Source organism: Paucibacter hankyongi (genome assembly GCF_037482915.1).
Taxonomy (GTDB): domain Bacteria; phylum Pseudomonadota; class Gammaproteobacteria; order Burkholderiales; family Burkholderiaceae_C; genus Paucibacter_A; species Paucibacter_A hankyongi.
In genome coordinates, this window is record NZ_JBBHJX010000006.1 from 114,606 (window position 1) to 131,026 (window position 16,421).

The 16,421-nt window shown below is 63.3% G+C and carries 17 protein-coding genes; 12 read left to right on the forward strand and 5 right to left on the reverse strand.

All coding sequences use genetic code 11. The features are described 5' to 3' along the window. The first annotated feature begins 48 nt into the window (after positions 1–48). Positions 49–1,362, forward strand: coding sequence for a solute carrier family 23 protein (locus tag WG899_RS11390; RefSeq protein WP_339595765.1), 1,314 nt, complete (start codon positions 49–51; stop codon positions 1,360–1,362). A 42-nt stretch (positions 1,363–1,404) separates the two neighbouring features. On the opposite strand, the gene WG899_RS11395 is transcribed toward WG899_RS11390, so the two are convergent. The 3 genes from WG899_RS11395 to WG899_RS11405 form a co-directional block, all read right to left on the reverse strand. Then, on the reverse strand, positions 1,405–2,322 hold the full coding sequence (locus WG899_RS11395) for a GGDEF domain-containing protein (RefSeq protein ID WP_339595766.1): 918 nt from the start codon (positions 2,320–2,322) through the stop codon (positions 1,405–1,407). Between the two features lie 148 nt (positions 2,323–2,470). Continuing rightward, positions 2,471–3,022, reverse strand: coding sequence for an NUDIX domain-containing protein (locus WG899_RS11400; protein WP_339595767.1), 552 nt, complete (start codon positions 3,020–3,022; stop codon positions 2,471–2,473). 49 nt (positions 3,023–3,071) lie between these two features. Beyond that, positions 3,072–3,533 carry an Lrp/AsnC family transcriptional regulator gene (locus tag WG899_RS11405; RefSeq protein ID WP_339595768.1) on the reverse strand — a complete coding sequence of 154 codons (462 nt, stop codon included), beginning with the start codon at positions 3,531–3,533 and terminating at the stop codon, positions 3,072–3,074. A 258-nt stretch (positions 3,534–3,791) separates the two neighbouring features. On the opposite strand from WG899_RS11405, the gene WG899_RS11410 reads away from it, so the two are divergent. Next, a complete protein-coding gene (locus WG899_RS11410) occupies positions 3,792–4,721 on the forward strand; it encodes a DMT family transporter (protein WP_339595769.1) in 930 nt (309 codons plus the stop codon). Here WG899_RS11410 and WG899_RS11415 read toward each other — a convergent pair. Further along, a complete protein-coding gene (locus WG899_RS11415) occupies positions 4,666–5,895 on the reverse strand; it encodes an MFS transporter (protein ID WP_339595770.1) in 1,230 nt (409 codons plus the stop codon). The two genes, WG899_RS11410 and WG899_RS11415, sit on opposite strands and share 56 nt — an antisense overlap. A 41-nt stretch (positions 5,896–5,936) precedes the next feature. On the opposite strand from WG899_RS11415, the gene WG899_RS11420 reads away from it, so the two are divergent. The 4 genes from WG899_RS11420 to WG899_RS11435 all read left to right on the forward strand — a co-directional run bounded on the left by WG899_RS11420 (position 5,937) and on the right by WG899_RS11435 (position 12,221). Further along, entirely contained in the window at positions 5,937–6,998 is a 1,062-nt protein-coding gene (locus WG899_RS11420; RefSeq protein WP_339595771.1) for a GlxA family transcriptional regulator, read from the forward strand. Positions 6,999–7,127: 129 nt separating this feature from the next. Next, complete coding sequence (locus WG899_RS11425) at positions 7,128–9,278, forward strand: prolyl oligopeptidase family serine peptidase (protein WP_339595772.1); 2,151 nt, start codon at positions 7,128–7,130, stop codon at positions 9,276–9,278. Between the two features lie 112 nt (positions 9,279–9,390). Next, entirely contained in the window at positions 9,391–10,782 is a 1,392-nt protein-coding gene (locus WG899_RS11430) for a M16 family metallopeptidase (protein WP_339595773.1), read from the forward strand. Between the two features lie 20 nt (positions 10,783–10,802). Then, on the forward strand, positions 10,803–12,221 hold the full coding sequence (locus WG899_RS11435; protein ID WP_339595774.1) for a M16 family metallopeptidase: 1,419 nt from the start codon (positions 10,803–10,805) through the stop codon (positions 12,219–12,221). A gap of 105 nt (positions 12,222–12,326) precedes the next feature. Here the strand turns inward: WG899_RS11435 and WG899_RS11440 are convergent, their stop codons facing one another. Next, positions 12,327–12,527, reverse strand: a complete 201-nt coding sequence (locus tag WG899_RS11440) for a hypothetical protein (RefSeq protein ID WP_339595775.1) — start codon at positions 12,525–12,527, stop codon at positions 12,327–12,329. Between the two features lie 116 nt (positions 12,528–12,643). On the opposite strand from WG899_RS11440, the gene WG899_RS11445 reads away from it, so the two are divergent. The 6 genes from WG899_RS11445 to WG899_RS11470 all read left to right on the forward strand — a co-directional run bounded on the left by WG899_RS11445 (position 12,644) and on the right by WG899_RS11470 (position 16,366). Next, positions 12,644–12,982: a hypothetical protein gene (locus tag WG899_RS11445; protein ID WP_339595776.1), complete on the forward strand. Its 339-nt coding sequence runs from the start codon at positions 12,644–12,646 to the stop codon at positions 12,980–12,982. 350 nt (positions 12,983–13,332) lie between these two features. Beyond that, positions 13,333–13,542 carry a hypothetical protein gene (locus WG899_RS11450; protein WP_339595777.1) on the forward strand — a complete coding sequence of 70 codons (210 nt, stop codon included), beginning with the start codon at positions 13,333–13,335 and terminating at the stop codon, positions 13,540–13,542. A gap of 78 nt (positions 13,543–13,620) precedes the next feature. Then, positions 13,621–14,151, forward strand: coding sequence for a hypothetical protein (locus tag WG899_RS11455; protein WP_339595778.1), 531 nt, complete (start codon positions 13,621–13,623; stop codon positions 14,149–14,151). A 263-nt stretch (positions 14,152–14,414) separates the two neighbouring features. Beyond that, entirely contained in the window at positions 14,415–15,014 is a 600-nt protein-coding gene (locus tag WG899_RS11460; RefSeq protein WP_339595779.1) for a hypothetical protein, read from the forward strand. Positions 15,015–15,122: 108 nt separating this feature from the next. Next, the gene (locus WG899_RS11465) at positions 15,123–15,635 is read left to right on the forward strand and encodes a GNAT family N-acetyltransferase (RefSeq protein ID WP_339595780.1); all 513 of its coding nucleotides are present in this window, start codon (positions 15,123–15,125) and stop codon (positions 15,633–15,635) included. Positions 15,636–15,808: 173 nt separating this feature from the next. Next, on the forward strand, positions 15,809–16,366 hold the full coding sequence (locus WG899_RS11470) for a DUF1697 domain-containing protein (protein WP_339595781.1): 558 nt from the start codon (positions 15,809–15,811) through the stop codon (positions 16,364–16,366). The last annotated feature ends 55 nt before the right edge of the window (positions 16,367–16,421 follow it).

Genomic DNA, 16,421 nt, shown 5'->3' on the forward strand with positions numbered 1-16,421 from the left:
CTCGCCCAAGCTCAATACACTGCTGCAGCACAACTCGGATGAAAACTTATGAGCTTTTTGACCCAATGGCGCGAGGTGAGCGCGCAAGAAGGCCGCGCGGTTGCCCCCGATGAACGCCTGTCCTGGCCGCAAACCCTGGCCATGGGCTTGCAGCATGTGATCGCCATGTTTGGCGCGACCGTCTTGGCGCCGCTGCTGATGGGCTTTGACCCCAATGTGGCGATTCTGATGAGCGGCATTGGCACGCTGATCTTCTTTTTCATGGTCGGCGGCCGGGTGCCCAGTTATCTGGGCTCGAGCTTCGCCTTCATCGGCGTGGTGATTGCCGCCAGCGGCTATGGCGGCAGCGGCTTGAATGCCAATATCGGCGTGGCCCTGGGCGGCATCATCGTGTGCGGGGCCTTGTACTTCGCGGTCGGCGCCCTGGTCAGTGCGATCGGCACCGCTTGGATTGAGCGTTTGATGCCGCCGGTGGTGACCGGCGCGGTGGTGGCGGTGATTGGCCTGAACCTGGCCGCCATCCCCATCAAGAATATGGCGCCAACCGGTTTTGACGCCTGGATGCAGGGTGCTACCTTTCTCAGCGTGGCCCTGGTGGCGGTGTACTCGCGCGGCATGGCGCAGCGTTTGTTGATCCTGATCGGCCTGCTGTTGGCAAGCCTGGTCTACGCGCTGCTGACCAATGGCCTGGGCCTGGGCAAGCCGATCGACTTCTCGGCCGTGGCCGCCGCCGCCTGGTTCGGCCTGCCGCGTTTTGCCGCGCCGGTGTTCGATGCGAATGCCATTCTGCTGATCGCTCCGGTGGTCTTGATCTTGGTGGCGGAGAACCTCGGCCACATCAAGGCGGTGAGCGCCATGACCGGGCAGAACCTCGATGTCTATATGGGCCGCGCCTTCATGGGCGACGGCCTGGCCACCATGGTCAGCGGCGCGGCCGGCGGCACCGGCGTCACCACCTATGCCGAGAACATCGGCGTGATGGCCGCGACCCGCATCTACTCCACCGCCATCTTTGTGGTGGCCGCTTTGTTGGCCGTGCTACTGGGCTTCAGCCCCAAGTTCGGCGCCTTGATCCAGGCCATTCCGCTGGCGGTGATGGGCGGCGTCAGCATCGTGGTGTTCGGCTTGATTGCCGTGGCTGGCGCCAAGATCTGGGTCGACAACAAGGTCGACTTCTCCGACAGCCGCAACCTGATGGTGGTGGCCATCAGCCTGATTCTGGGCACCGGCGACTACACGCTCAAATTCGGCGGCATGTCGCTGGGCGGCATCGGCACCGCCACCTTCGGCGCGATTGTTTTGTATGCGCTGCTGTCGGTAGGTGCGGCCAAGGCGAAGCCGGACGCGAAGCGCGGGCATTGAGCCGCGGTGCTGAGGGGCGAGGGGCGAGAGCGGATTAAGGGCTCAGGGGCTCAGGCAGCAGCGGTTGCGGCCTTCGTCCTTGGCCTGGTACAGCGCCAGATCCGCGCGTTTGCACAGCTGCGCCAGAGACTCGCCGGGCCGTGCCATCGCGAGCCCGGCCGAATAGGTATAGCCCTGCTCCGGATGCTCCGGCAAGGGCCGTGACTGGCTCACCAAGGTTTGCAGGCGCTGCAGGATGGCCTGGGCTTGAGCTTGGTCCACATCGCTCATCACCAGCATGAACTCTTCGCCGCCGACGCGGCCGCAGCCGTCGCCCCGGCGGCTGCTTTGTTGCAGCAGGCGCGAGAAGTCGCGAATCACCGCATCACCGGCGTCATGGCCCAGGCGGTCGTTGATCGCTTTGAAATGATCCAGGTCCAGGACGGCCAGGGCCAAGGGCATTGCGCTCAGGCTCAGGGCGGCCACATGCTGTTCCAGCTGCTGCATCACGTGGCGGCGATTGCTGATGCCGGTCAAGGGGTCGGTTTGGGCAGCTCGCAAGGCCTTGTCGCGCTCCTGCCGCAAGGTCCGCTCATCCGCCCGCAACGCCGTGATGTCGCAGGCGCTGCAGAGCATCCAGCCATTCGCGTGAGTGGTCTCGCTCATCCAGATCCAGCGGCCATCGCGCAGATCGGCCTCGAAGGCCCGAAAGGCTTGCTTGCCTCGGCGTGAGGCGGCGGCAGCCAGCCAGGCCTCGTGATCGCTGGAAGACACCACATTGCCGCATTGCTTGGCCAGGTTGGCGCGCATCATGTCGACCCAGCGGGTGCTGCCATCCGGTCGGGTGTCGAAGGCCTGGCAGAAGGCCTCGTTGGCGAAGCGCAGCACGTCGTGCTGATCAAACAAGGCCGTGGGCTGGGGGCTGTCGGCGTGCAGCGCCATCAGCTGGCGAGCCAAGTCATCGGGCGACGGTTCTTCCATGCGAGACGGGCTGTCGAGAGGCATCGCTTCGGCGGCTTGATGAAGGGGCAATCGGCTGCGTGCCTGGCGGCACCGGCTCGATCAGCCGGCCTCCAAGCTCAAGCCAATAGTAGCCCGACGAGAGCGCCCCGCGCTAGGGCGAACGTGCTCAGCCGCCGCGGGTCTGCAGCCCGACCAGCTTTTGCAGGAAGCGCGCCATATGCGGGTCGCTGCGCTGCAGCGGCACCGCGTCGAAGGCAAACCAGCGCACGCCGTTGAACTCTTGCGCATCGAAGGCCAGGGCCTGGCTGCGCGGCGCATGCACCAAGTACCAGAGCGAGACATCGCTGTGGCCGGCGGTCAGCCCGACGGTCTCGCTGCGGGTGATCATCAGTGGCGCTTCGATCGCGTGCGCCGCCTCAAAGCCCAGTTCCTCGCGCAACTCGCGCGCCACCGTGTCGCGCGGGTGCTCATCGGCCTCCACATGGCCGCCGGATGGGAGCCACAGCTGCGCATTCTTGTGGTCCACCAAAAGGATGTGACCCTGGTCGACCACGGCGAAGTAAGACACCAGATGCATCGGCGGCGTGGCCGGCTTGGCGCGCCGAATCAGCTCGGCGCCGGAGTCGACCCAGGCCAGGGCCGCGGCGCGTTGCTCGGCTTCGAGCGCGTCCAGTGGGGTGATGGCCTCGATCTCGGCGCGAATGGCTTGTCTTTGCATAGTGTGGGGGCGGCGCCGGTTGCCGTGCGCCGGCTCGAATCAGAATCAATCAGGCGCTGATCTTCAAGGGCAGCGGCGCGCCGCTCTTGACGCAGCGGATGGCGAAGTTGCTGGTGATGTCTTGCACCATGGGCAGCGCCTGCAGGCGCCGCACGATGTGCTCGTAGCTGCTCAGTTCATTGACCACCACCTCGAGCAGATAGTCATGCGCGCCCGACACCACATGGCAAGCGACCACCTCGGCCATCGCCTCCATGGCGGCCTCGAACTGCTGCACCGCGTCCTCGCGGTGGTGCATCAGCCGCACGTTGACGAAGACCGTGGTCGCCAGCTGCACCGCCTTGCGGTCCAGCACCGCCCGGTAGCCGGCGATGAAACCACCGTCTTCCAGCCGCTTGAGGCGGCGCGCGCAGGGGCTTTGCGACAGCGCCACGCGGTCGGCCAGTTCGGCGATGCTGAGGCGCCCGTCGCGCTGCAGCAGTTCCAGCAGTTGGATGTCGATGCGGTCCATCGGGTGTTTTGCCTGTGTTGGGTGATTTCAGTCGATTTATTGGATTTTACGGCTCGAAATAACCCCATAAATTTATTGCGGTGGCCGAGTTTGGCTAATTTCGCCTCGCCATGCGCCGGAGAATTCTTTCCGTCGCAGCCTGCTTTTGGGCCGCGCTTTTTGCAGTTTGAGCGCCCCATGCCCAGCCCAGTTGTATCGACGGCCACAGCCACCGCCCCCGTTTCTTCCTCCGCCTCTTCCGCCCAAGCGGGGCCTGCCGTGGCAAGCCGTTCCGGCGCCTCCGCGGCCTTGGCCAAAGCGCCCGCGTTCACTCGCGCCGAACTGGCCGGCTGGGCCGCGCTGGCGCTGACGCTCAGCATCTGGGCCGCCTTCTTCATCTCCCTGCGCGCCGGTGCGCGTGCGGCCTTGCCCCCGGCCGAGCTGGCGCTGCTGCGCTTTGGGCCGGCCGGGCTTTTGTTTGCGCCCTTGCTGTGGCAGCGGCGCGCACGCTTCGCGGCGGTGCCGGCCAAGTTGTGGGTCTTGATCGTCGCGGGTGCGGGCCTGCCTTACTTCCTGATCGCCGGTTGGGGCATGCGCCACGCGCCGGTGGCCGATGGCGCGACCTTGATCCCCGGCACCTTGCCGCTGTTCACCGCCTTGCTGGCGGCGGCCCTGCACGGGCGTGCCGCCTTGGCCCGTTGGCCGGCGCTGCTGTGCATTGCCGCCGGTATCGCGACCCTGCTGGCCATGAAGGCCGGCCATGCCGGTCTGGCTCAGGGTTACGCCATGTTTTTGCTGGGCAGCTTGATGTGGTCGGCCTACACGCTGGCGTTGCGTGAGGCCAAGCTGGCCCCGATCGAGGCGGCGGCGATGATTTCCAGCGTGTCCCTGGCCTTGTTGCTGCCACTCTTGTTGTGGCAGGTCGGCCAAGGCGGCATCAGCAGCCTGGCCTTGCCTGGCCTCTCGCGTGAGCAATTGCTGCTGCAACTGGGCATTCAAAGCATTGGGGTGGGCCTGATTTCCACGCTGAGCTACAGCTTTGCCGTGGCTCGCCTGGGGGCGCAGCGCAGTGCCACCGCCGGTGCCCTGACGCCGGTGCTGGCGACCCTGCTGGCCGTGCCGCTGTTTGGCGAGCGGCCGGACGGCGCCACCGTCATCGGCATGTTGCTGATTGCGGCGGGCGTGCTGTGGAGCCAGCGCGCGCGCTGAACCAAGCCGCCAGCGTTGCCGCCGTCAGCAGGCCCGGCCAGATGGCCGCCTGCACCGTGGCCCAGCCATAACGGTCAAACACCCAGCCGGCCAGCAGGGAGCCGCTGGCCGCCACGCTGGCGGTGATGAACTCATTGGCAGCCTGAGCGCGCGCGCGGTCCGCCGGGCTGTCGGCCGCGAAGCCTTGCGTCAAGAGCGTGCTGGCGCCGACGAACATGCAGTGCCAGGCCGCGCCATTGAGCACCAAGGCCAGGCCGAAATGCGGCAGGCTCAGCCCGCTCAAGGCCAAGAGGCTGCCGGCGCCAAACAAGGCCGCGCCCAGCCACAGCACTCGCAGCACGCCCCAGCGCGCGATCAAGCGGCCGCTGAAGAAACCCGGCGCAAACATGGCCAGCAGATGCCACTGGATCACCGAAGCCGCCTGCTCGACCGCCAAACCGCAGCCGAGCACCGCGAGCGGCGTGGACGTCATCACAAACATCATCAGCCCGGCCGCCAAGGCGCTGTGGCCCGCGGCTGTGATGAAGACCGGGCGCCGCAGCAAGGTGCCGAGCGGGGTCTTGTCGATGGCGGCCAGCTGCGGCCCGGCCGGCGCCTTGGGCTTGGCGATGGCCAGGCGGCTGAGCAGCAGGCCGGACAAAAGGGCCAGGCCCATCAAGACCAAGTAGGAGCCGGCAAAGCTATGGCGCGGCACAGCCTCGCGCGCCCAGGCCGCCAGCGTCGGGCCGGCCACGGCGGCCAGGACGCCGCCGCTGATCACCCAGGCAATTGCGCGCGCCTTGTGCTCGGTGGGCGCGACCTCATTGGCAGCGAAGCGGTAGTACTGCGCGCTGGCTGCAAAAAGGCCCAGGCCCAGATTGGCCAAGCAAAACAGCAGGAAGTCATTGCGCACGATGGCCCAGGCCGCCAATGCCCCGCCAACCGCGCCTGCCAAGCTGCCGCCCATGAAGACCAGGCGCCGGCCCCAGCGCAGCATCAGCAGCGAGACCGGGATGGTGCTGAGCGCCGTGGCCAGCGTCACCAGCGCGTAGGGCAGGGTGGCGAGCGCGCGGCTGGGCGCCAGCATCGCGCCGACCAGGCCGGTCAGCGTCAGCCCAATCGCCGAGGCGCAGACAAACAAGGCCTGATTGAGCACCAGCAGGCGGACGGTGAACATGGGGTTTGGCGTATTCATGGCCAGAGCTTATGCTTCGAGCAAATGTCTGGTTTGACACAATGACCGCAAAAACTGCCAAAGCAAAATTGGAACGGGCTGGCGAGCCCCAAGCGCCCAAGACCATCGTGCTGGTGATCTACGAGGGCTGCCAGTCACTCGACGTCACTGGCCCCTGGGAGGTCTTCAGCAAGGCCAACACTTATTGCCAAGAGGCGGGCCGCCCGGCCCCTTATCGCCTGCTGCTGGCCTCACCCGACGGCGGGCCCATCACCAGCAACTCGGGCTTGCAGCTGGGGCCCACGACGGCGCTGGCGGCGCTACGCGGTGCCATCGACACCGTCTTGGTGGTGGGTGGCAATGACGTGTTGCTGGAGCAGCCCGGCTCGGTGCCCAAGCTGGTGCCCTGGTTGCAGCGACGCGTGGGCCAGGTGCGGCGCATGGGCAGCGTCTGTACCGGAGCTTTTGCCTTGGCGGCGGCTGGGCTCTTGGATGGCCGGCGCGCCACCACGCATTGGCAGTATTGCGAGCGCCTGGCGGCGCTCTACCCCCAGGTGATGTTGGAGCCCGACGCCATCTTTGTGGCCGACCCGCCGCTCTTCAGCTCGGCCGGCATCACGGCGGCGATTGATCTGTCGCTGGCGCTGGTGGAGGCCGATCAGGGCCAGGCCCTGGCCTTGCAGGTGGCGCGCAATCTGGTGCTGTTCTTGCGCCGCCCCGGCGGACAATCGCAGTACTCGGCCGGCCTGCAGGCGCAGGCTCAGGCGGGCCGCGGCGCATTCTCCGGCCCCAAGGGCAAGCGCCTGGCCGAGCTCTTGCTGTGGATGGTCGAGCACCCGGCGCAAGACCTTGGCATTGCTGCCCTGGCGGCGCGCGCCCATATGAGCGAGCGCCATTTCGCACGCTTGTTCATGAGCGAGACCGGGCAAACGCCGGCACGCTTCGTTGAGGCGCTGCGCCTGGAGCGTGCCAAGACGCATTTGGAGCAAAGCGCCTGGCCCTTGGCGCGGGTGGCGCAAAAAGCCGGCTTTGGCTCGGTGGACAGCTTGCAGCGCAGTCTGAAGCGCCAAGCGGGCATCTCGCCGGAGCAATATCGGCAACGCTTTTCACGCCAATCGGGCTGAACTGCGGGTTTTCACCTGGTCGATCCCAGGGGGTGGCTTTCGTCATGCCCCAGCTTCCTTGCCAGAATGCCGGGTCCCATCGAGGCGGCCTCACGAGGGCCCGCCCGTAGCCCCAACAACAGGATGATGATGAGCAAAGCGACTTCGAAGTGGGCCTTCCGGGCCGTGGCCCTGGCCGGCATGAGCCTGATGATGAGCCTGTCCGCCCAGGCCCAACAAGCCCCCAGCTACCCCGTGACCGCCAAGGTCGAGCAGACCGACACCTACCACGGCACCGTGGTGGCCGACCCTTACCGCTGGCTGGAAGACGACAACAGCGAGCAGACCAAGGCCTGGGTCAAATCGCAAAACCTGGTGACCGACGCTTTCCTGGACGCGATGCCGCAGCGCATGCCGGTGCGCAAGCTCTACACCGAGCTCTACAACTTTGAGAAGTTCGGCATCCCCTTCAAGGAAGGCGGCCGCTATTTCTGGACCCGCAACAACGGCCTGCAACAACAAGCCGTGCTCTACACCGCCAAGTCGCTGAAGGCCGAGCCCATGGTGGCGCTGGACCCGAACACGCTGAGCAAGGACGGAACCGCCGCTTTGGGCGGTTATGCCGCCTCGCGCGACGGCAAGCTGCTGGCCTATGGCGTGGCCGCCGCCGGCTCCGACTGGCAAACCTGGAAGGTGCGCGATCTGAGCACCGGCAAAGACCTGGCCGACCAGCTGAACTGGGTGAAGTTCTCCGGCGCCGCCTGGACGCCCGACGGCAAGGGCTTCTTCTACTCGCGCTATGACGAGCCCGCCGAAGGCGCGGCGCTGACCGGCGCCAACTACTTCCAAAAGCTGTTCTATCACCGCCTGGGCACGCCGCAGTCGGCCGACCAACTGGTGGCCGCCAATCCGAATGAAAAGGAATGGGGCTTTGGCGCTGAAGTGTCGGACGACGGCAAGGCCGTGTTCATCACCGTCTGGAAGGGCGGCGAGAAAAACGGCCTGATGGTGCTGCCCCTGGTCAAGGGCGCTTATGCCGGCGGCGAGCCCAAGGCCATCAGCCTGGCTTTTGATGCGCAGTACGTGCCCGTGGCGCTGAACGGCCAGACCTTGATCGTCAAGACCGACAAAGACGCGCCGCGTGGCCGCCTGATCGCGATTGACTTGAAGGCCTCGGGCAAGGAAGCCTGGAAGACCTTGGTGGCCGAAGGCGGCGACGCCATGACCGGCGCCTCGGTGGTGGGCGGCCGCTTGTTGCTGAGCTATCTGCACGACGCGTCGACCGTGGTGCGTGTGCATGGCCTGGATGGCCGCGCACTCAGCGAGGTCAAGCTGCCCGGCGTCGGCACGGCCAGTGGCTTCGCCGGCCGCGCCTCGGACAAGGAAACCTTCTTCAACTACACCAGCCTGACCACGCCCAGCTCGATCTACCGCTTTGATGTGGCGAGCAACAAGGTCGAGCTGTTCAAGCGTCCGCAAACGGCGTTTGACGCCGACCAGTTCGAGACCCAACGCGCCTTTGTCACCAGCAAGGACGGCACCCGCTTCCCGGTCTTCATCGCCCACAAAAAAGGCCTGAAGCTGGACGGTAGCAACCCCACGCTGCTGTATGGCTATGGCGGCTTCAATGTGCCGATGACGCCGGGCTACGGCATCACGGCCGCCACCTGGATGAAGATGGGCGGCGTCTATGTGCTGGCCTCGATCCGCGGCGGCGGCGAGTACGGCTCGGCCTGGCATGAGGCCGGCACCAAGCTGAAGAAGCAAAACGTGTTTGACGACTTCATCGCCGCCGGCGAATGGCTGGTCGCCAACAAGTACACCCAGCCGGCCAAGCTGGCCATCAACGGCGGCTCCAACGGCGGCCTGCTGGTCGGCGCGGTGGTGAATCAGCGTCCCGAGTTGTTTGGCGCAGCGGTGCCCCAGGTCGGCGTGATGGACATGCTGCGCTTCCAGAAGTTCACCATCGGCTGGGCCTGGGAGCCTGACTACGGCTCCAGCGACAAGGCCGATGAATTCAAGGCTTTGCTGGCTTACTCGCCGTTGCACACCATCAAGTCGGGCGTGAAGTACCCGGCCATCATGGTGACCACCGGTGACCACGATGACCGCGTGGTGCCAGCGCACAGTTTCAAGTACGCCGCCGCCTTGCAGGCTGCCGACACCGGCGCCGCGCCTAAGTTGATCCGCATCGAGACGCAAGCTGGCCATGGCGCTGGCAAGCCCACCTCCAAGATCATCGAAGAGCGCGCCGACATGCTGGCCTTCATCGCCAACACTTTCAAAATGCCGGCTCCTTGAGTTTTCTGCTGCGCGGCCGCCATGCATTCATGCCTGACGGCCGCTCGCGACGAAAACCAGTCGATGTTTGATTCACTGCATTCGCTCTAACTCTTTTCTCAACGAGGTGCCCATGCGCAAACTCTCTTTGTTCACCCTGGCTGCGGGCCTGGCCTTGTCGCTGGCCGCACAAGCGGCCGATCAGTGGCAATTGCCGGTTAGCAGCAAGAAGCTCGCCAATGGCTTGACCGTCTTGGTGTCCGAAGACCACAGCTCGCCCACCGTCGGCGTCAGCGTGGTCTACAAAGTGGGCATGCGCTTGGAGCCCAAGAACCGCACCGGCTTCGCTCATTTGTTTGAGCACCTGATGTTCCAGGGCACGCCCAAGGCGCCCAAAGGCGTGTTCGACAAGGTCATCACCGGCGGTGGCGGCAATAACAACGGCTCCACCCGCCCGGACTTCACCAACTACATCGAGACCGCGCCGGTGTCTTCGTTGGAGTCCATCTTGTGGCTGGAAGCCGACCGCATGAAGACCCTGGACTTCAACGCGGCGACGCTGAAGAACCAGCAAGACGTGGTGAAGGAAGAGATCCGCGTCAATGTGCAGAACCAGCCTTATGGCGGCTTTATGTGGATCGACATTGGTGGCCTGGCTTTTGAGAAGTGGGAGAACAAGCACGACGGCTACGGCAGCTTCAAGGACCTGGAGAACGCCAGCCTGGACGATGTGCGCGCCTTCCACCGCGACTATTACGGCCCCAACAATGCGGTGCTGTCGATCTCGGGCGATATCACGCCGGCCAAGGCTTTTGCGCTGGCCGAGAAGTACTTTGCCGCCATCCCCAAGCGTGCCACGCCCGCGCCCAGCGACTTCCGTGAAGGTCTGAACACCGCTGAGAAGCGCCTGCAGCAGAGCGACAAGCTGGCCCAGGTGCCGGCCATTGCCGCCGCTTGGAAGATGCCCGATCGCGGAAGCAAAGACCAGCCCGGCATGGCCGTGCTCGGCGAGCTGCTGGCCGGCGGCGACGCTTCGCGCTTTTATCAAGGCCTGATCAAGGGCCGCGAGCTGGCGCTGAATGTTGACTCGCTCTACGGCTTGACCAGCATCTGGGAATACGACGGCCCGACCATCTTCACCGTTTTTGCGCTCTACAAGCCCACCACCACGGCCGATGCGCTGCTGACCGCCATGGACGAAGAAATCGCCAAGGTGGTGAAAGACGGTGTGGACGAAGCCACGCTCAAACGCGTCAAGACCCGCTTGCTGGCCGATTGGTACAACGGCCTGGAGAGCTTTTTGAGCCGCGCCGACACACTGGCCAAGCTGCAAGCGCTGTGGGGCGATGCCAAGGTGGTGAACCAGATCCCCGGCTGGATTGAAGCCGTCACCTCGGCCGATGTGCAGCGCGTGGCCAAGACCTATCTGACCGTGGCCAACCGTTCGGTGATCGACCGCAAGCCGGTGGCCATGTTGGCTGCTCCTGCCGCCGACGCTGCTGCCAGCGCCGCCACCAAGCCTTGAACGCGAGGGAGACTTTCACCATGATGATCCATCACAAGCTGAACACCATCGCTCTTGCTGCCCTGCTGGCCCTGCCGCTGGGCGCCATGGCTGCCGAAGCGATCAAGATGCCCGCCGAGCTGCCCAAGTACGGCCAAGACAAAGCCATCCAGGTGCCGCAGATCAGCAAAAAGACGCTGGCCAACGGCCTGGAAGTATGGGTGCTGCCGCGCCAGGGCTTGCCGCGTGTGGACTATGTTTTGGCGCTGCGCGGCGCCGGCTTTGGCGCTGACGCGGCCAACGCCCCCGGTCAGGCCAAGCTCCTGGCAGGTCTTTTGAACGAAGGAACGACCCAGCGCGACTCACGCGCCATTGCCGAGGCATCCCAAGGCATGGGCGGCGGTGTAGCGGCCGCAGCCGCTAACGACGGGATCACGCTGACCGCCTATGCGCTCAAATCGCATGCCGAGGGCATGATGAAGTTGCTGGCCGAGGTGACGCGTCATGCGTCCTTCCCCGAGGGTGAGGTGGCTTTGGCCAAGGCGAATGCCTTGCAAGCCCTCAAGGTGGCCAGCGCCCAGCCGGGCTTTCGCGCCAGCAAGGCGCTGAACGCCGCCATCTATGGCGATCACCCTTACGGCCGCAGCCAAGAAACCGCCGAAGCCATCGAAGCCACCACCGCCGCCGCGCTGCGCGCCGAGCACGCCAAGCGCTTCCGCCCCGACCGTGCGCTGCTGGTCATCACCGGCCGCGTCTCGGCCGATGAAGGCCTGAAGATGGCGCAAGCTGCCTTTGGCGACTGGGCGGCCAGCGGCCCGGCGCCGGCCGAGATTGCCGCCTCGCCGGTGACGGCCAAGCCCCAGCATGTGCTGCTGGAGCGCGAAGGCAGCGTCCAATCCACCGTGCGCCTGGGCCGACCGGGCGCGCCGGCCAATGGCGCCGACCAAGTGCCGCTGCGCCTGACCAGCACCATTCTGGGCAGTGGTTTCTCCAGCCGGGTGAACCAGAACCTGCGTGAGGAAAAGGGCTACACCTATGGCGCCAGCGCCGGTGCTCGCTCTTACCGCGTCGGCGGCGCCATCACCGGCGGTGCCGATGTGCGCAATGAAGTCACCGGCGCAGCCTTGCAGGAGTTCATCAAGGAATACCGCCGCATCGGCACCGAGCTGGTGCCGGCGGAGGAGCTGCAAATGACCAAGCGCTATGTGGCCGGCAGCTATCTGCTGACCACCCAGCTGCAAGGCGCTGTGGCGCAGACCCTGGCCAGCAACTGGTTGGTCGGCCTGCCCGCCGAGTACCTGGGCCAGTATGTGCCGCTGATCCAAAAGGTCACGGCCGAGCAGGTGCGCGAGATCGGCAAGACTTACTTCTCGCCCGAAAGCCAGTCGCTGATCGTGGTGGGTGACAAGGGCGTGGCCGAGCAGCTGAAGGAATTTGGCGAGTTCAAGGTGAATCGCTGAATTTTCCGCCGCCGGCCTGGGCAGTTGCTGTTTGCCCAGGTCGGCGGCTCTGAGCAATGATCAGCCGCTTGCTTCACCATCACCCGTGAGCCGCAAGGGCAGGTTTCAGATATCAAGTCCTTGGCTGCCGTTTCTCGCCACAAGACGATGCCAGACCGCCCAGCTCCAAACTCTGAAATAACGCCGTGAACTGGTGGCATCATCAGCGCCTGTTGTTCGCTTGAAGGGGCCGCGCGAACCGGGCAGCGTGTTTGTAACAAGCGCGGCTTTTGGCGTGAAATTTAATACTGTATGAAAATACAGCATTTCATCAGAAAATGGCAATGCCTACAAGCACTTAGCAGCTCAGGTGAGCAGCTTGTTATTACGACATCTGCTTTGATAGGCGGCGGTCGGTGCCGCTATACAACACGTTATGCATCATGAGTTACTGCCCTAACTGCGGTCAGGTTGTAGCCGCAACCGCACCTGAATGCAAAAAATGTGGCGCTCTTTTCGGCAACGGCGGGTGGCTGCCTTCATCCGAACCTATCGTATTTGCGAAGTCGCCAACCTTGTTGATGGTCGTCGGTAACTTGCTCGTCTGGCTTGGGCACTTCTTCCTTGTCGGCTTTCCAGTATTGTTTTTCGTCTTTCATATTCTGTTCTATCGTGGGGGCGGGACTTCTGGCGTTCCTCTCGCCTTCTCTGTAATGGTCTCGCCCTTCTTCTATTTTCCGGGCTTCATCGTTCGGGCGTGGGCTCGTCGTCGTGATGCATAACCAGTCGTTCGAGCCGACTCGCAACGGCTGGTCACTTCAGGCCCCCATTTCATTCTGGGCCTTCCGTGCCCAGCCGTCGCTCGCGGCTCAACTTCGACGTTAGGCTGCACGCTTTCGGTCACCTCTAAGCCACCATTAAGAACATGCCAGACGTTACCTTTTCCGTTAGCCTCCAAACCAGGACCCCATGGGCAAACGGCCGTCCCGTTGAAACAACCGTTCTACCGGACGGGCGCCGACGCCATGTTCTTGAAGACGGCAGAGTTATTACGGTTGGTCAACCAACTTACCGAATTGACTATTTGTCAACGTGGGTAGGCGCCTCGTCAGACGAGACTTATGAAGTCAACTTGTCGATTGTCGGACTTTCAACTGTCGAAGGCTTCTATGAGGTCTGGAATTTCGACATCGATGAGATGCGGAGCTATAAATTCGAGAAGACCGTACGCGCCACGCACTTAGCCAGTGGCGAAACCTTTGATACTAAGGAATGGGAATTTGGGCTTCGCGAAGCGGTGATTCAGGCTCCAGATTCAGCTAACAGGCGCGGTGCAGCCTAACCATTCTCTCAACCGTACCCATTGCGGCATGCGGCAACGGTCCGATTAGCTCAAACGTTATGCAACCGAGGAAGCCCTGTGAACATGCGCCGTTTCTTCTTCATCGCTCCAATGTTGTCGCTCGTCGGTGTTCTGGCCGTTGGCGAGGTCAGCGCACGAGCCGGTCCAGAGGAGTTCGGCAAGGCCTATGCCTACTGCGGCTCTAGCGCAGTGTTTGTCGGCGTGGCGACCAAGGTCTACTTCAGAGACCGTCCAGACATGAGCTCATGCGAGGACCCGACACCCAAGACTGTTGAGCAGTTCGCCGATCAAGGAATGATCTGCTATCCGCTCATCGCGGAAGTCGAGGTCAAGGAGTATCTGTTCACCGAAGAAGAGAGGCCCAGGACCAAGTTCAAACTGCACATGAAGTGGGCTTCGCCAGAGTTCCGTGCTGACTCAATTGAGAAGATGGGGCAGCGGCTTCGCACATCATCGTACATCTACTCGGTGAGGTTCATGAAGGCATACGAGGATGACGGTGTCACATGGCTGATGGGTTATCCGCGTAGCGTTGATGAGCACGAATACGTTCGTGGCGCGGGCAAAGTGCCTCCGTGTAGCCGTTGATCGGGGGCACATGGATGCGCAACCCCTCCATCGAGCGGACGTACGGCCTCATGAGATCATCCCGGCGCAGCGCTCTATGCTTCCTGACAGCGAGCGCGACATTGTCAATCCTCAGCCGCAGCGCCATGGCCCAACAATCGCAAGTCGACGAGTTAATTCTCTGCATACCTGGTGGTTGGGTTGATCGCTCAGACTTTCTCCGAAGAGTCGTTAGTCACGAGCCCAAGGGTCGGTTCATGTTTGCGGGTTTGATACTTGCGGACATGCAAGAGAAGAACCACGTCGGGCTCGAAGTTCATACCAGAGATCCTCAAATGAGGCGCGCGTTTGAGCTCGCTGGGCAAGGCAAGCTCACTGATCAGGTGCTCTCCGCCGTCGACACTCATGCGAGCGTGGTGTACCTCCGAGTTCCGCCAAACCTATCGGATGAACGAGCCAAGGTCGCGAAGTTCACAAAGCTACTTCAAGCTATCGGCGGCGCGGCGGTCAAGGTCGAGTCGGCCGGCGTTGCACATACTTGGGAGCGCTGGAACCAGTTGCTAGCAGGAACACCATTCGACCTCTACACCGCTGCCATCACGCTTGTTGCGGATCGCAACTACTTCTATTCCTGCGGCATGCACAACTTCTCGCTGCCGGACTGCGAAGTGCCACGATCACTCGGGATTGAAGTGGCGGCTGAACTGATGAATAAGTTCAACCATTGGCAGTTGACAGAGAAGCCAACGCTGCAGGATCGGCACACGTTCAGCCTAACAAGCACGGCACCGCGCTACCGCGTGCTTCGCGTTCCTGACTCACGACACGAGTCAGGTGAGCCGTTCTTCAATCCACGCGGTCTGTGGCAACTGCATGAGGCCTAACCCATTTTTCAAGTGGACCTACCACAGCTTGTCGCTGAAGGCCGTCATTTCATTCTCGGCTTTCCTCGACAATCTGCAGAAGGCCGCCTAACTCAAACGTTAAGCTTCATGAAAATCGCTCCTGCCACTCGCGAGCACGCGTCCGGCATCGCCAGAGTCCACATCCGCTCTTGGCAGGCGGCCTACGCCGGCATCCTCGACCAAACGTTCCTGGATCGACTTTCCGTCGAGGATCGGGCGCTTCGGTGGGAAGACATACTCCAAAGACAAGAGTCCAAGACGCTCGTTGCGCTCCGAAACGACAGCGTCGTCGGTTTCATCAGCTACGGCCACTGGCGTCACGAGCATTCGTCTCCAGAGCAAGGCGAGATCTGGGCACTCTACGCCGAGCCGCAATCGTGGAGTCAAGGCGTCGGTCGCGCACTCATGGCTCAAGCCCTCCTGGAGCTACGCGCCCTTGGCTTTGTCGAAGTCTCACTGTGGGTAATTGGTCGGAACGAGCGCGGAGTCAACTTCTACAAGAGCTGTGGGTTCTCGCACGTCGAAGGCAGCGAGAAGCAGTTTGAGCTTGGCGGTCACCAAGTTGTGGAAGTCTGCCTACGGTTGCGAAATGACGCCTAGCCCCTCTACAAGGACTTCCCAGCATTTCAAGCTCCAATAGCAAGACCTGACCCTTCGGGGTCTTTTTCATTTCTAGACCTGTGTTCTGAACAGCGGCAAGGCAACGAGGAACAGACTGAACATCTACAAACGGGCTTGATGCGTCAATACAAGCCAATCCTGAGTCTCATGACATGCCTACTTTTATAGCCCTCCTGCGCGGCGTCAATGTTGGCAAGGCCAAACAGGTGCCGATGGCGGATCTGCGCGCTTTGCTGGCTGAGCTGGGCTACGCCGATGTGCAGACCTTGCTGAACAGCGGCAATGCGGTGTTCCGCGCTACAAAGGGCGCGCCCGCTGAGCTGGCCGTTGAGATTACCCATGCCATCGCGACGAAGCTGCAGCTTGAGGTGCCGGTCATCGTCAAGTCGGCTGCGCAGTGGTCCGCCATCGTGGCCGACAACGCGCTGGCAGCGAATGCGGCGGATGACCCTTCACGCTTGCTCGTGGCCGTGACGCAAGGGCCCGAGGCGCTGGCAGGGCTCGGCGTGATTGAACCCTTGCTCACACCTGCCGAAGCCTTTTTCTTGGGGGCGAACGCAGCCTATCTGCATTGCGCCTCGGGCATTCTTGAGAGCCGGGCCGGTGAAGCCTTGCTCGGCAAAGTGGGCAAGGTCGGCAAGACGGCCACCACCCGAAACTGGGCCACCGTGCTCAAACTTCAGGCCTTGGCCAAAGGGCTGGGGGCCTGAGCTTTGCCGCCTGCGAAGCCGCTGCCGCCTCGTAAGGCGGTCTACAGGGTTCGGA

What these genes read in the sequence shown, in the direction of transcription:
- WG899_RS11390 (WP_339595765.1), top strand. Translation starts at nt 49, where the DNA reads ATGAGCTTTTTGACCCAATGGCGCGAGGTGAGCGCGCAAGAAGGCCGC.
- WG899_RS11395 (WP_339595766.1), bottom strand. Translation starts at nt 2,322, where the DNA reads ATGGAAGAACCGTCGCCCGATGACTTGGCTCGCCAGCTGATGGCGCTG.
- WG899_RS11400 (WP_339595767.1), bottom strand. Translation starts at nt 3,022, where the DNA reads ATGCAAAGACAAGCCATTCGCGCCGAGATCGAGGCCATCACCCCACTG.
- WG899_RS11405 (WP_339595768.1), bottom strand. Translation starts at nt 3,533, where the DNA reads ATGGACCGCATCGACATCCAACTGCTGGAACTGCTGCAGCGCGACGGG.
- WG899_RS11415 (WP_339595770.1), bottom strand. Translation starts at nt 5,895, where the DNA reads ATGAATACGCCAAACCCCATGTTCACCGTCCGCCTGCTGGTGCTCAAT.
- WG899_RS11420 (WP_339595771.1), top strand. Translation starts at nt 5,937, where the DNA reads ATGACCGCAAAAACTGCCAAAGCAAAATTGGAACGGGCTGGCGAGCCC.
- WG899_RS11425 (WP_339595772.1), top strand. Translation starts at nt 7,128, where the DNA reads ATGAGCAAAGCGACTTCGAAGTGGGCCTTCCGGGCCGTGGCCCTGGCC.
- WG899_RS11430 (WP_339595773.1), top strand. Translation starts at nt 9,391, where the DNA reads ATGCGCAAACTCTCTTTGTTCACCCTGGCTGCGGGCCTGGCCTTGTCG.
- WG899_RS11435 (WP_339595774.1), top strand. Translation starts at nt 10,803, where the DNA reads ATGATGATCCATCACAAGCTGAACACCATCGCTCTTGCTGCCCTGCTG.
- WG899_RS11440 (WP_339595775.1), bottom strand. Translation starts at nt 12,527, where the DNA reads ATGCTGTATTTTCATACAGTATTAAATTTCACGCCAAAAGCCGCGCTT.
- WG899_RS11445 (WP_339595776.1), top strand. Translation starts at nt 12,644, where the DNA reads ATGAGTTACTGCCCTAACTGCGGTCAGGTTGTAGCCGCAACCGCACCT.
- WG899_RS11460 (WP_339595779.1), top strand. Translation starts at nt 14,415, where the DNA reads ATGCAAGAGAAGAACCACGTCGGGCTCGAAGTTCATACCAGAGATCCT.
- WG899_RS11465 (WP_339595780.1), top strand. Translation starts at nt 15,123, where the DNA reads ATGAAAATCGCTCCTGCCACTCGCGAGCACGCGTCCGGCATCGCCAGA.
- WG899_RS11470 (WP_339595781.1), top strand. Translation starts at nt 15,809, where the DNA reads ATGCCTACTTTTATAGCCCTCCTGCGCGGCGTCAATGTTGGCAAGGCC.